Genomic DNA, 13440 nt, shown 5'->3' on the forward strand with positions numbered 1-13440 from the left:
GCGAACCGCCTTACCGGAGCATGACCATGAAATTCTTCCTTGATACCGCCGATGTGGATGCCATCCGCGAGCTGAACGAGCTGGGCATGGTCGATGGCGTGACCACCAACCCCTCGCTGATCCTGAAGGCCGGGCGCAACATCGAGGAAGTGACCCGCGAGATCTGCGAGATGGTCAGCGGCCCCGTTTCCGCCGAAGTCGTGGCCGACAAGGCCGATGACATGATCCGCGAAGGCCGCCACCTGGCGCAGATCGCCCCCAACATCGCCATCAAGGTGCCCCTGACCTGGGACGGGCTCAAGGCCTGCCGGACCTTCGCCGACGAAGGCCACATGGTCAACGTGACGCTGTGCTTCACCGCAGCGCAGGCGATCCTGGCCGCCAAGGCGGGCGCGACCTTCATCAGCCCCTTCGTGGGCCGGCTGGACGACATCGGTCTGGACGGCGTGGACCTGATCGCCGACATCCGCGAGATTTACGACAACTATGGCTACGAGACCCAGATCCTCGCGGCCTCGATCCGGTCGGTGAACCACATCGTCGAAGTGGGCAAGATCGGCGCCGACGTCATTACCGCACCCCCCGCCGTGATCAAGTCGATGGCGAAACATGTCTTGACGGACAAGGGGCTTGAGCAGTTCACTGCCGACTGGGCAAAGACCGGTCAGAAGATCGGCGGATAACGAAAAGGGACAGGCATGACGGCGGAACAGCAGGCGGGGCTTGACCCCGAGACACGCGACAGGCTGCTGGCCGACCCCGGCGTCATCCTGGCCGACCGCGACCTGATGCGCGCCCTGGTCGCCGCGCGCGAGGCCGAGGTGGGCGACAACGTGATCGACATCCGCGGCCGCGCGATGGAGGCGCTGGAAACGCGGCTGGATCGTCTGGAATCGCAGCATGAAAGCGTGATCGCGGCGGCCTTCGACAACCAGTCGGGCACGGCGGTGATCCATCGCGCGGTGATCGGACTGCTTGAATCGGCCGATCTGGTGGAACTGGTGGACAGCCTGCAATCCGACATCGCGCCCCTTTTGCGGATCGAAACCCTGCGGCTGGTGGTCGAACCGGACCCCGTCATCCCCGGCCTGCCCGAGGATGCAGTCCTGGTGCCCGAAGGCGCCATCGGCCGGATCATCGCGGCCGGGCGGCGCACGCCGCGCGGCGACGACATCGTTCTGCGCCCGGCCTCGCCGGTGACGCAGCTGATGCACGGCCGGTCCGTCGCGTCCGAGGCGCTCTTGCCCATCGACCTAGGCGCGCGCCGCCCGCGTGCCATGCTGCTGATGGGCAGCGCCGACAAGACCCGCTTCATGCCCGCGCATGGCACCGACCTGCTGCGGTTCTTCGCCCAGGTCTTCCGGCTGGTCCTGCTGTCGCGGCTGCGCGGATGACCGCGCCGCTGGCCCTGGCGCCCGCCATGGCCAATGCCTTGGCCCGATGGCTGGAGGTGGAAGCCGCGACCCGCAACAGATCGGACCACACCATCACCGCCTATCGCGGCGACCTTCTGGCCTTCCTAGCCTTCCTGGGCGGTCATCACGGGCAGGCCGCCACGCCGAAATCCTTGGCCGACCTGCGCCAGACCGACATGCGCGCCTTTGCCGCCGCCGAACGCGCGCGTGGCCTCGGCGCGCGTTCGCTTGCCCGGCGGCAATCGGCGGTGCGCAGCTTCCTGCGCTGGATCGGGGACCGCGAGGGCCATGACCTGTCGGCGGCGCTTTCGACGCGCAGCCCGAAATACACACGGTCCCTGCCGCGCCCCCTGACGCCCGATCAGGCGCGGGACACGCTGGATATGGTGGCGCTGGGCCATGATACGCCCTGGGTGGCCGCCCGAGACACGGCGGTGATGACGCTGCTGTGGGGCTGCGGGCTGCGCATCTCCGAAGCGTTGTCCCTGAACGGCGACGACTGGCCCTTCCGCGACAGCCTGACCATCACCGGCAAGGGCGGCCGTCAGCGACACGTTCCCGTCCTGCCGGTGGCGCGGCAGGCCGTGGCCGATTACCTGCGCCTTTGCCCTTGGCAACCGGCCCCCGGCCAACCGCTGTTCCGCGGCGTGCGCGGCGGGCGGTTGGCACCCGGCATCATCGAGGGTGCGATGCAAAAGGCCCGCGCGTCCCTGGGCCTGCCTCCCACGGCCACGCCGCACGCGCTGCGCCATTCCTTTGCCACGCATCTGCTGGCGGCCGGGGGTGATCTGCGCACCATCCAGGAACTGCTGGGACATGCCAGCCTGTCCACCACGCAGGTCTATACCGGCGTCGATGATGCGCATCTGATGGCTGTCTATCAGGCCGCGCATCCGCGTGGCTAGGTCCGCGTGGCTGGGGTCGAACCGGGCCGCGCCCTGCCGCGTTCAGCACGCAGGATCAGAAGGATGTCACCATGACCACACATGCGATCTTCAACCGGCCGATGGACGCACCCGTCCTCCAGGGCCTTGACCAGGCGATCTTCGGCATGGGCTGTTACTGGGGGGTGGAACGGCTGTTCTGGCAGCAGAATGGCATCTGGCTGACCCAGGTCGGCTTCGCGGGCGGCACGGTCGAGAATCCGACCTATGATCAGGTGAAGACCGGCACCACCGGCCATGCCGAGGTCGTGCGCATCGTCTATGACAGTTCCAAGATCAGCTATGACCACCTGCTGCAACTGTTCTGGGAAAACCACGATCCGACCCAGGGCGACAGGCAAGGCAACGACGTGGGCAGCCAGTATCGCAGCCTGATCATGGCCTTCACCGACAGCCAGCACGCAGCGGCCGAGGCATCGAAGATCGACTATGACAACCGCCTGGCCGTGGCAGGCTTCGGCAAGATCACCACGCAGATCACCGGTCCCGCCCCCTTCTGGCCCGCGCACGAGGCGCATCAGCAGTATCTGCACAAGAATCCCGATGGTTATTGCGGCCTGAAGGGCACGGGGGTAGAGGCGTCCATGCCCAACCCGGATCCGATCTGATGACCACCTATTCCGCGCTGACCCATGTCCAAGGCCGTCAGGCCGCCGAAGCCCTGGCCGAGGCCTGCGAGGATCTGGAGCCCGAGCCCGTCGGCACCGGCGTTTTCGAGATCGAGGATGGTTCGGACCGCTGGGAGGTTGGCGTCTATTTCACCGACAAGCCCGACGAGATCGCGCTTGCGCTGCTGGCCGCGGCCTTAGGCGCCAATCCCTTCGCCGTGTCGGAACTTCCCGACGTGGACTGGGTGGCGCATGTCCGCCGCGAGCTGACCCCGGTGCGCGCCGGGCGCTTCTTCGTCCATGGCAGCCACGATGCCGACAAGGTGCCCGAGGGCGTCGAGGCGCTGTGGATCGAGGCCGCGATGGCCTTCGGCACCGGCCATCACAACACCACCAAGGGCTGTCTCGAGGCGCTTGACCGCCTGGCAACGCAGGGTTTCCAGCCCCACCGCATCGTCGATATCGGCTGCGGCACCGCCGTCCTGGCGATGGCGGCGGCGCGCCTGTGGCCGGTGACGGTGCTGGCCAGCGACATCGACGCGGTGGCGGTCGATACCGCAGCGGCCAACGTGATCGCCAATGGGCTGGACGGTCGGGTGATCTGCATCGAGGCGGCAGGCTTCGGCCACCAGATGCTTGAAGACAACGCTCCCTATGACCTGGTGCTGGCCAATATCCTGAAACAGCCGCTGATCGACCTGGCGCCGCAGATGGCCGCGATGGTCGCCCCCGAAGGCCGGATCATCCTGTCCGGCATCCTGACCACCCAGGCGGACGAGGTCGTTGAAACCTATGAAACGCAGGGGTTCGACCTGGATCGGCGGGACGATCTGGCGGAATGGTCGGCGCTGACCCTGGTGCGGAAATCCTGACCATCCATCGCGGACTTGAAAAACCGGGGAATGTCTGCTATCTGAGGGTGGCTGATGTTCTTCCTTCGACCTTCTGTCTGCTTTACGGCTTCAGATGTTCTTGCGACGACTGGGCCGCGCCACCGCAATCTCGCGGGTGGCATACATGACAGGAGATATCACGATGGCCAATGGCACCGTGAAATGGTTCAACGCAACCAAAGGCTTCGGCTTCATCCAGCCCGAGCATGGCACCAAGGACGTGTTCCTTCACATTTCGGCCGTGGAACGCGCCGGTCTCCGCGAAATCAAGGACGGCCAGGCCGTGACCTTTGACGTGGAACGTGGCCGCGATGGCCGCGAATCGGCGACCAACCTCGCCCTGGCCTAAGACGCCCTTCGAATGATCCGGGGTGGCGGCACTGATCGCCTCCCCCTTCCCGATCCTGGACGCCTTGCGCGGGATCGGATGACCTTCCCGAAAGAGACAATTTGATCGAGATTCACTGGGGCCAACCCCTGTCCTTTGTCGTTTCGCCCGACGGCGAGACGAAGACCTTCACCACCCTTGAAACCGCAGCCCATTGGCTGGAACGCAGATGGCCGGTTGACGACGTGTATCGTCGCCATGCAGCAAAGATGCTGGACGCCGCCGCCCATTGCATGACCCCCGTCGGTTCGGCACGAAAGGCCTTTTCGGCTGCCGCACGAAGCGCGGGCTTCCGGCCCGTCAACCAGCACTGACCGCACAAGAAAAAACCCCCTCTGCGACCGCATCGGGGGTTCGTTCGTCAAACCGGGATGGCTATGGCTTACAGACCGTGCGCAATCCGCTCGATGTCGCCGCGGCACAGACCGATATCGTCCAGCTCGCGATCCGACAGGCGGCTCAGTTCACGACGGGTCACGCGGGCATCGTTCCACGCGGACAGCATCGAGAAAAAGTTTGCAACGACATTGCCAACGCCCCCAACAGCCAAGCCGCGGTTCAGTTCCATCGTCGACATTTTCATCACCTGTTTCAGAAGTGCCCGACCATCGGGCATGTGCTTCATGCAACAGGATATAGAGCGGGCATTGTTGAAAGAGTAGCTGCGGGCAAGGCAATGCCGCCATGCAGAAAACGCAGATAAAGAAAGCGTTAAAGCGACAGGAGGTGTCGTTTTCCGGTTGCGGAACGCCGCATTGCAGCATCGCCCCTAGCGCCAGTCCCCCAGGGCCGCCTGCCACAACGCAAGTGCCGCAACGGCAGCCGTATCGGCGCGCAGAATCCGCGGACCCAGGCTGATCCGACTCACATGGGGCAGCGACGACAAACGCCCCCGTTCCGCGTCCGAAAAGCCGCCTTCGGGACCGATCAGGATCGCCCAGGGGCCGCGCGGCAGGACCGCCAGCGTTTCGGCCGGTCCGGCCATGGCCTCGTCCGCCCACAGGATGCGACGGGATGTGTCCCAGCCGTCCAGCAGGCGCGACAGCGGCATCAAATCCGCGACCGGGGGCACGAAGGTGCCGCCGCATTGCTCGGCTGCCTCGACGGCATGGGCTTGCAGTCGGTCCTGCCGGATGCGTTCGGCATTGGTGAAATCGGTCTGCACCGGCAGGATGCGCGCCGCGCCCATCTCCGCCGCCTTTTCGACGATGAAGTCGGTGCGCGCCTTCTTGATGGGCGCGAACAGAAGCCACAGGTCGGGCGGATCGCGCTGGGGGGCGGACTGTTCCAGCACATCCAGCGTCCCACCGCGCTTGGACAGCTGCGCAATCCGCGCGGCCCAGGCACCGTCGCGGCCGTTGAAGACCTCGACTCTGTCACCGGGCGCCTGACGCATGACGCCGCCCAGGTAATGCGCCTGCGCGCCGTCCAGCGGGATGGGTTGTCCCGCCGCCAGCGGGTGATCTATGAACAGCCTGATCCTTGCCATGGGGCCAGACGCTATGCAAAGCCGGACGGAAAGACCAGACACCGTCATCGACGCGCCCAAGGGCAACTGGGTGGACACCGCCGCCCCGCCCGCCTGGCGGCCTTGGCTGCGCTTGTCCCGCGCCGACCGACCGATCGGGACATGGCTTCTGCTGCTGCCCTGCTGGTGGGGGATCGGGCTGGCGATGATGGCCGACGGTCCCCGTTGGCTGGACCTGTGGATCGCGGTGGCCTGCACGGTCGGCGCCCTGGTGATGCGGGGGGCGGGCTGCACCTGGAACGACATCACCGACCGTGACATCGACGACAAGGTGGCGCGCACCCGGTCCCGGCCCCTGCCCTCGGGTCAGGTGACGCTGCGGGGCGCCTATGGCTGGCTGGTGGCGCAATGCCTGGTGGGCCTCGTGATCCTGCTGACGTTGGACCGGGCCGCGATCTGGATGGGCGTGGCCTCGCTGGTGCTTGTGGCGATCTATCCCTTTGCCAAGCGCTTTACCTGGTGGCCGCAGGTCTTCCTGGGGCTGGCCTTCAACTGGGGCGTCATGCTGGCCTATGCGGCGCATATGGGGCGGCTGGACGCGGCACCAGTGGTGGCCTGGGCCGCGGGCATTGCCTGGACGATCTTCTATGACACCATCTATGCCCACCAGGATGTCGAGGATGATGCCCTGATCGGCGTGAAATCCACGGCCCGGCTGTTCGGCGACAACAGCCCGCGCATCCTGGCGGGTTTCGCGGTGCTGACGGTGGCGCTGCTGGCGGTTGCGATCTCACTGACGGGTCGCAATCTGTTGATAGGCTATGCGGGACTGGCCGGGTTTGCGGTGCATTTGGCCTGGCAGCTGCGGAATTTCCAGCCGGAACAAGGGGCTGTCTGTTTGCGGCTGTTCCGGTCGAACCGCGACGCCGGGTTGATCCTTGCGCTGTTTCTTGCCTTGGCGGGGCTGGTCTGATTGCGCGGCGGCGATCCGGCCGCTAGACGACGCGTTCAGGAAACAGCCCAAGGTCATGCCCCATGGCGTCATCCCGCAGGCGGCTTCTGTCGCCGGTCGCCTCCATTCTGGTCCTGTCCGCAGCGGGCGGGCTGTGCTGGCTGGGCGCCGAAGCCGCCGCCCGCTATGTCGAGGACCGGTCCCGGCAGGATGTGGAACTGGCGCTGCATGCATCCGGCCAGAACTGGGTGACGGTCACGACCGACGGCTTGCAGGTCCGCCTGACCGGAACCGCCCCGTCCGAGATCGACCGCTTCCGCGCCATGACCCAGGCGGGCAGCGCGGTCGATCCATCGCGCGTGGTGGACCGGATGTCGGTCGCATCAGCCGATGCCGTGACCCCGCCTGATTTCAAGGTCGAACTTCTGCGCAACGACCAGGGGATTTCCCTGATCGGGCTGGTTCCCGCTTCGACCGACCGGGCGGGGCTGCTGCGGATGCTGCGCAGCGAGACCGCCGCGCCCCAAGTCACCGACCTGCTGGAAACCGCCGATTATGCGGTCCCCGAAGGGTGGGACGCGGCGCTGCAATATGGGTTGCGCGCGACACAAAGCATGGCGCAGGCCAAGATCTCGATCCAGCCGGGCAGCGTGACGATTTCGGCACTGGCCGACAGCGCGGATGAAAAGGGCCGCCTGGAATCCGGTCTGCGCCGGGGGGCACCCAAGGGCATCACGCTGGTCACGGACATTTCCGCGCCCCGTCCCGTGGTCGCGCCCTTCACCCTGCGCTTCGTCAAGGATGGGGACGGCGCCCGGTTCGAGGCCTGCGCCGCGGATGCCGAGGAAGGCCGCGACCGGATCGTGGCGGCGGCGCAGGCGGCAGGGGTTCCCGACGTGCCCGCCTGCACGCTGGGCCTGGGTTCGCCTTCCGCGGACTGGGCCGATGCGGCGGTTGCGGCCATCGGGGCTGTGGCCGACCTTGGCCAGGGCACCGTCACGCTGTCGGATGCGGATATCGCCCTGACGGCACCGCCTTCGGTCGCGCGGCCTGCCTTCGACGCGGCCGTGGCGGAGTTGCAGCAATCCTTGCCTCCGGTCTTTTCCCTGCAATCGACCCTGGAACAGGCCCCCGACCAAGCGAACCCGGGGCCGATGGAATTTACCGCCACCCTGTCGGACGCGCAGGTGCTGGACATGCGGGGGCCGATCAGCGACGACCGCATGGCGGAAACCGTGGACAGCCTGGCCCGCGCCCGCTTTCTGACCGTCCAGGCGGACCTGACCGGCGATCAGCGGGTGCCGCAAGGCTGGACCGTTCGCGTCATCGGCGCGATCGAGGCCCTGGACACCCTTCAGACCGGCAGCGTCCGCGTGACGCCGGACCTGATCCGCGTGACCGGCACCTCGGGCGATCCCGGCGCGCCCGAGGCAGCGGCGGCCCGGTTGGGGGAACGGCTGGGGCCGGGGGCAAGATACGAACTGGCGATCCGTTACGACCGGAGGCTGGATCTGTCGCTGAACCTGCCTGACGGACCGGAATGCGTGCGGCAGTTGAACATCATCATGTCCGAATCCGAAATCGGCTTCGAACCGTCGAAGGCTGCCATTGCAGGCGATCCTGCCCCCACGCTGGACCGGCTGGCGGCCGTCATGGCCGAATGCGCCGATTACCAGATCGAGGCAGGGGGCCATACCGATTCCCAGGGGTCCGAGGGCTTCAACGCCGACCTGTCGCGAGGCCGCGCGCAGGCCCTGGTCGCCGCCATGGCGGATGCGGGCATCGACATATCCCACCTGACCGCGCGCGGCTATGGCGAAAGCCAGCCCATTGCCTCGAACGAGACCGAGGAAGGCCGCGAGGAAAACCGGCGCATCGAATTCCGCCTGCTGTCGGATCATCCGGTCCGCAGCACCCCCCTGCCCCCGCCGGTGACGCTGTCGGGCCTGACCACGGAACCCCTGCCCCCCGGCCAGCCTGTCCCGGACCTGATCGGCCCCGTCCAGCCGCCCGCGCAGCCGCAGATGTTCGGACCCGAGATGCCGCGCGTCACCGCCGGTCCGACCGCCCCCGCGACCGTCGGCGCGAGCGAGGTCTTTCAGACGCTGGACGAACGCGAGGAAAACATTAGGCTGCCGGTCCTGACGCCGACGCCCGACACGCCCCGCCCCTCGCCCCGGCCGGACGAAGGCCCCGCCGACTGACCGCGTCGCCGACTGACCGCAAGGTGAACCGATCCATGAACCGTACGGAATTCGTCACTGTCACCACGATCATCCTGTTCGGCGTCTTCGTGCTGGGCTGGTTCGCAAGCTGGCTGATCGGGCGCCTGACCCGCCCCAGCCCGGCCGACCTGGCCGATCTGGCGCGGCAGTTGCACGACACCGAACGCGAACGCGACAAGGCCATCGTCCTGCTGAAGGAACGCGAAACCCGTCTTGCCGCCGTGCAGGCAGAACTGGACGCGGCCATGGAGGGGCTGCGAGAAAGCCGCACCGAGATCGAGGAGTTACGGGATTACATCGAACGCAAGCTGGTGCGCCGGTAGGGTGCGTGCTTGCACGCACCATTGACGCAGGTGTGGTGCGTGCAAACACGCACCCTACGTTACGCCACCTCGGCAAAGACCTTTTGCAGCGCCTTTTCCAGCTTCTCGAAGATCTCGTCCATCTGCGCTTCGGTCAGGATGAAAGGCGGGCACAGCACGATAGACTGGCCCAGCGGACGGCAGATCAGGCCCAGGTCGGTGCAGGCGTTGGCGATGCGTTCGCTGACTGACAGGCTGCTGTCGAAGGGCGTCTTGGTGGCCTTGTCCTTGACCGCCTCAAGCGCCCACATGAAGCCCACGCCGCGCAATTCGCCGATATGATCGCTGCGGTCCATGATGGCGCGCAGGCCAGCCTCCAACCGAGGAGCGAGTCGTTTCACATTTTCGGCAAGCCCTTCGTTCATCACCACGTCGATGGCCTTCAACGCGATGGCGCAGCCGACCGGATGCCCCGATGCGGTGAAGCCATGGGGGAATTCCTCGATCCGGTCGATGGCCTTTTGCAGCCGGTCGGTCAGTTCGGAACCCAGGATCACCGCGCCCATCGGGAACAGCCCGGCGGTCAGGTTCTTGGAACTGATGATCGCGTCGGGCGTGAATCCATAGGTCTGGCAGCCCCAGGTATTGCCGGTTCGGCCAAAGCCGGTGATCACCTCGTCCGAGATCATGGGAATGCCGTATTTCTTGAGGATCGGCAGCACCGCCTGGAAATAGCCCTGCGACGGCGGGATCACGCCCCCCGCGCCCTGCACGGGTTCGGCAAAGAAGCCCGCGATGGTGTCTGGGCCTTCGCGCTGGATCGTGTCCTCAAGCTCCTGCGCCAGGCGCGCGGTGAACTGTTCCTCGGTTTCGTCGGCCTTGCCATAGCGCCAGTAATGCGGGCAGGTCAGGTGGATGAAGCCGGGCAGCGGCAGGCCGAAGACCTCGTTATAGGGCTTGCCGGTCATGGAAGCCGACACCACCGTGACGCCGTGATAGGCGTTCCAGCGGGTCAGGATCTTGCGCCGCTGCGGGTTGCCCTCGCTGGCGTGCAGGAACCACAGCATCTTGACCATGGTGTCGTTCGCCTCGGACCCCGAGTTGGTGTAGAACACCTTGCCGCGCTCGAAGGGGGACACCTCGACCAGTTTTTCCGACAGCATCACGGTCTGGTCGGACAGGCGCCCGAAAAAGGCGTGGTATCCGGGAAAGCGGTCGTATTGGGCCTTCGCGGCCTCGGCCAGGCCCTTGTGGTCGAAGCCAGCAACCATGTTCCACAGGCCCGAATTCGCATCCAGATAGCGGCGGCCGTTCACATCGACGACGTAAGGCCCCTCGCCATGGGTCAGCACGACCGCCCCGCGGCTGGCGACGCTGGGCAGGTCGGTGAAGCCATAAAGCGAGTATTCGTCGGCGCGGGCTTCCCAGCTTTGCGGTTTGTTCATCATGGCCTCCATCGGTTTGCCCGCAGGCTAGCCGGGCCGATGCGGGCGATCAAGGACGGCGCAAACCGATCAGGTCCAGTTCCGCCTCGATCCCCGCCAGGGGCGCGGTGCGCACCTCGACCACCAGCGAATCGAATCGCTCGCGCAGCGCGGCCTTTTCAGCGCCCTGGCAGTCGTTCCAGGGCCGCCCCTGCAAGGCCATGACCAGGACGTAATAGCCAATGAAATGCGGCCGCTCGCCTGCCGCCAGCAGCGCACGATAGGCGTCATGCGCGCCGATCCGGCGCAGGGTCGCGGCGTCGGGAATGCCCGCCGCGATCAGCGCCCTCGCCGTTGCCGGCCCGATATTGGTGATCGCCGTCAGGTCGCTGTCCATGGCCCGCTTTCCATTTCGCCGTCTTTGCTGTATCAGCACTCGATCCCCCAAGGACAGCGGCAATGAACGACCAGGCCAATCCCCCGGCAGTGAAAAAGCTTTTCATCAAGACCTATGGCTGCCAGATGAATGTCTATGACAGCCAGCGCATGGCCGAGGCCATGGGCGCGGAAGGCTATGTCCTGACCGAGGATCAGGCGGAGGCCGACATGGTCCTGCTGAACACCTGCCATATCCGCGAGAAAGCGGCCGAGAAGCTGTATTCCGACCTGGGCCGCCTGAAGCCGCTGAAGGCGGAAAAGCCCGACCTGAAGATCGGCGTCGCGGGCTGCGTGGCCCAGGCCGAGGGCGCCGAGATCGTGCGCCGGATGCCGCTGGTCGATCTGGTGGTGGGACCGCAGACCTATCACCGCCTTCCCGCCATGGCGCGCGGCGAGGCGCCCGCGATCCTGACCGAGTTCCCGGCCGAGGACAAGTTCGACCACCTGCCCCAGAACCGCGCCACCCGCCGCGCACCCGCAGCCTTCCTGACGGTGCAGGAAGGCTGCGACAAGTTCTGCGCCTTCTGCGTCGTCCCCTATACGCGCGGTGCCGAGGTGAGCCGCCCCGTTGACCGGATCCTGCGCGAGGCGCGCGACCTCGTGGATCGGGGCGTGCGGGAAATCACCTTGCTGGGCCAGAACGTGAATGGCTGGCATGGCGCGGGATCGGGCGGCGAATGGGGCTTTGGCCGCCTGATCCGGGCGCTTGCAGATATCGAGGGGCTGGACCGTATCCGCTATACCACCAGCCACCCGAACGACATGGCCGACGACCTGATCGCGGCGCATCGGGACATCCCGCAGCTGATGCCCTATCTGCACCTGCCCGTGCAGTCGGGCAGCGACCGTATCCTGAAGGCCATGAACCGCAAGCACACGGCGGCGCAGTATCTGCGCCTGATCGACCGCATCCGCGAGGCGCGGCCCGATATCATGCTGACCAGCGACTTCATCGTGGGCTTTCCGGGCGAGACGGACGCAGACCACGCGGACACGCTGCGCCTGGTGGCCGAGGTGGGCTTCGGGACCGCCTTCAGCTTCAAGTATTCCCCTCGCCCCGGCACCCCCGCCTATGATCGCCCCGAGGTGGACAGCGACCTGGCCGACCAGCGGTTGCAGGAACTGCAGGCGCTGCTGACGAAACAGCAGAAGGCCGCGCAGGAAGGCATGGTCGGGCGCACCCTGGGCGTGCTGTTCGAAAAGCCGGGCCGCAAGGATGGGCAGATGATCGGCAAGTCGGATTACCTGCACTCGGTTTTCGTGGACGCGCCGCAGGCGCAGGTGGGCGACCTTGTGTCCGTGCGGATCGTGGAAAGCGCGGCCAATTCGCTGCGGGGCGAATTGAAGTCCTAGCTTGTTGTGAAATGCTAAGACATTAGGAGATTTCCATTTGAAAATTCAGGTTACTCCCTTCTGGAGAGCTAGAAAAATCTCTTATGCTGGCTATAGAAATGACGTAGTTGAGCCAATGCTAAGGCGACTTAAAGAAGATCCCTATTCTCTTGACCTTGCTATTTCTGCAACGATACTAGTTTGGCAGTCTCTTGACCATATTGCAAAGGAAAGAAATATATCGCTCAGTTGTGTAAGGGCTTTATTCAGAGATTCATATAATTATGCTAACCACCTTCAAGCCGCGGCTACCGTCTTTAAACATGCCGCTATCGAGACAAACCCAGCTTCCTTTGTTGGCCTAGATGCCGTTATTCAGCCTTCTTCTATCTTAAGCGCATCCACAGGAGGTGTATCAGTATCAGAGAAGATACCATGCCGTCTCGTATTTTCTGATGGATTTAATATAGCGCCATATGATCTGTTAACGGATAGCAATACAGCAATCAACACTATTAATTTAAGTTTAAAATGATTGTGTGAGATAAAAGTTCCGAATTTTTGTGGCAGGATAATTTATTGTCGGTAGCGACTTTATCCAGCAGAAAGTGCAGTTTTCTGGAACTCCACCTGATGCCCATCGTTAAGCCAAACGCATCACACTAGGAGGCCGGCATGGACGACGACCGGGTATGGAAGTTCGAGGAACGCCTGTGGCGCGCCTCGGAAGAACGCTATCACGAAAGGGTCGATCCCGAGTGCGTCATGGCGCTCAGCCATGCGCCCCATCTGTTCGCGGGCCAGGCCGCCGTCGACGCGGTCAGCGGCACCCCCGAATGGGACGAGGTGGCGTTCGACGACAAGACCATGTCCCGGCCCGAAGAAGGCATGATCGTCGTCGGCTACAATGTCACGGCGTCCAAGGGCGACACGCAGTTCAAGGCCGCCTGCACCTCGGTCTATCGCCGGCGCGGGCACGAGGACTGGACCGTGGTGCAGCACGCGCAGGTGGTGCCGTCGGGCGGCACGAACGGTCGGCGCTGAAATAATG

Annotated in this window: 17 protein-coding genes; 13 read left to right on the plus strand and 4 right to left on the minus strand. The window is 65.1% G+C overall.

Features of this window, described 5'->3' with window-relative positions; all coding sequences use genetic code 11:
• Window positions 1–26: 26 nt before the first annotated feature.
• From fsa to RAH32_RS08315, 7 genes are all read left to right on the plus strand, one after another.
• Window positions 27–683, plus strand: a complete 657-nt coding sequence (gene fsa, locus RAH32_RS08285; protein ID WP_306607015.1) for a fructose-6-phosphate aldolase — start codon at window positions 27–29, stop codon at window positions 681–683.
• A gap of 15 nt (window positions 684–698) precedes the next feature.
• Complete coding sequence (locus tag RAH32_RS08290; RefSeq protein ID WP_306607017.1) at window positions 699–1394, plus strand: DUF484 family protein; 696 nt, start codon at window positions 699–701, stop codon at window positions 1392–1394.
• Window positions 1391–2320 (plus strand): tyrosine recombinase XerC, encoded by a 930-nt coding sequence (locus tag RAH32_RS08295; protein WP_306607019.1) that lies wholly within the window; start codon window positions 1391–1393, stop codon window positions 2318–2320. The genes RAH32_RS08290 and RAH32_RS08295 overlap by 4 nt, the downstream gene beginning before the upstream one ends.
• Before the next feature lie 71 nt (window positions 2321–2391).
• A complete protein-coding gene (msrA, locus tag RAH32_RS08300) occupies window positions 2392–2967 on the plus strand; it encodes a peptide-methionine (S)-S-oxide reductase MsrA (RefSeq protein ID WP_306607021.1) in 576 nt (191 codons plus the stop codon).
• Window positions 2967–3839, plus strand: coding sequence for a 50S ribosomal protein L11 methyltransferase (locus tag RAH32_RS08305; RefSeq protein WP_306607023.1), 873 nt, complete (start codon window positions 2967–2969; stop codon window positions 3837–3839). Before msrA ends, RAH32_RS08305 begins: the two co-directional genes overlap by 1 nt.
• A gap of 163 nt (window positions 3840–4002) precedes the next feature.
• Window positions 4003–4209: a cold-shock protein gene (locus tag RAH32_RS08310; RefSeq protein WP_103172357.1), complete on the plus strand. Its 207-nt coding sequence runs from the start codon at window positions 4003–4005 to the stop codon at window positions 4207–4209.
• Window positions 4210–4310: 101 nt separating this feature from the next.
• Window positions 4311–4562 (plus strand): DUF982 domain-containing protein, encoded by a 252-nt coding sequence (locus tag RAH32_RS08315; protein WP_306607024.1) that lies wholly within the window; start codon window positions 4311–4313, stop codon window positions 4560–4562.
• A 68-nt stretch (window positions 4563–4630) separates the two neighbouring features.
• On the opposite strand, the gene RAH32_RS08320 is transcribed toward RAH32_RS08315, so the two are convergent.
• The gene (locus RAH32_RS08320; RefSeq protein WP_306607717.1) at window positions 4631–4825 is read right to left on the minus strand and encodes a DUF1127 domain-containing protein; all 195 of its coding nucleotides are present in this window, start codon (window positions 4823–4825) and stop codon (window positions 4631–4633) included.
• Between the two features lie 192 nt (window positions 4826–5017).
• Window positions 5018–5737, minus strand: a complete 720-nt coding sequence (locus tag RAH32_RS08325) for a 16S rRNA (uracil(1498)-N(3))-methyltransferase (RefSeq protein WP_306607026.1) — start codon at window positions 5735–5737, stop codon at window positions 5018–5020.
• 13 nt (window positions 5738–5750) lie between these two features.
• On the opposite strand from RAH32_RS08325, the gene ubiA reads away from it, so the two are divergent.
• From ubiA to RAH32_RS08340, 3 genes are all read left to right on the plus strand, one after another.
• Window positions 5751–6689, plus strand: a complete 939-nt coding sequence (gene ubiA, locus RAH32_RS08330; protein ID WP_306607719.1) for a 4-hydroxybenzoate octaprenyltransferase — start codon at window positions 5751–5753, stop codon at window positions 6687–6689.
• A 62-nt stretch (window positions 6690–6751) separates the two neighbouring features.
• Window positions 6752–8872 carry an OmpA family protein gene (locus tag RAH32_RS08335; protein WP_306607027.1) on the plus strand — a complete coding sequence of 707 codons (2121 nt, stop codon included), beginning with the start codon at window positions 6752–6754 and terminating at the stop codon, window positions 8870–8872.
• Window positions 8873–8907: 35 nt separating this feature from the next.
• The gene (locus tag RAH32_RS08340; protein WP_306607029.1) at window positions 8908–9216 is read left to right on the plus strand and encodes a hypothetical protein; all 309 of its coding nucleotides are present in this window, start codon (window positions 8908–8910) and stop codon (window positions 9214–9216) included.
• 59 nt (window positions 9217–9275) lie between these two features.
• Here RAH32_RS08340 and RAH32_RS08345 read toward each other — a convergent pair whose 3' ends face one another.
• Together RAH32_RS08345 and RAH32_RS08350 are read right to left on the minus strand one after the other, a co-directional pair.
• Entirely contained in the window at window positions 9276–10640 is a 1365-nt protein-coding gene (locus tag RAH32_RS08345) for an aminotransferase (protein ID WP_306607721.1), read from the minus strand.
• 49 nt (window positions 10641–10689) lie between these two features.
• On the minus strand, window positions 10690–11016 hold the full coding sequence (locus RAH32_RS08350) for a TfoX/Sxy family protein (RefSeq protein ID WP_306607031.1): 327 nt from the start codon (window positions 11014–11016) through the stop codon (window positions 10690–10692).
• Between the two features lie 62 nt (window positions 11017–11078).
• Between RAH32_RS08350 and miaB the strand changes: the two genes are divergently transcribed.
• From miaB to RAH32_RS08365, 3 genes are all read left to right on the plus strand, one after another.
• Window positions 11079–12410 (plus strand): tRNA (N6-isopentenyl adenosine(37)-C2)-methylthiotransferase MiaB, encoded by a 1332-nt coding sequence (gene miaB, locus RAH32_RS08355; protein ID WP_306607033.1) that lies wholly within the window; start codon window positions 11079–11081, stop codon window positions 12408–12410.
• A 37-nt stretch (window positions 12411–12447) separates the two neighbouring features.
• Window positions 12448–12924: a hypothetical protein gene (locus RAH32_RS08360; protein WP_306607035.1), complete on the plus strand. Its 477-nt coding sequence runs from the start codon at window positions 12448–12450 to the stop codon at window positions 12922–12924.
• Window positions 12925–13064: 140 nt separating this feature from the next.
• Window positions 13065–13433 carry a hypothetical protein gene (locus RAH32_RS08365; RefSeq protein ID WP_306607037.1) on the plus strand — a complete coding sequence of 123 codons (369 nt, stop codon included), beginning with the start codon at window positions 13065–13067 and terminating at the stop codon, window positions 13431–13433.
• Window positions 13434–13440: the final 7 nt, after the last annotated feature.

Source organism: Paracoccus yibinensis, from assembly GCF_030846195.1.
Lineage (GTDB): Bacteria > Pseudomonadota > Alphaproteobacteria > Rhodobacterales > Rhodobacteraceae > Paracoccus > Paracoccus yibinensis.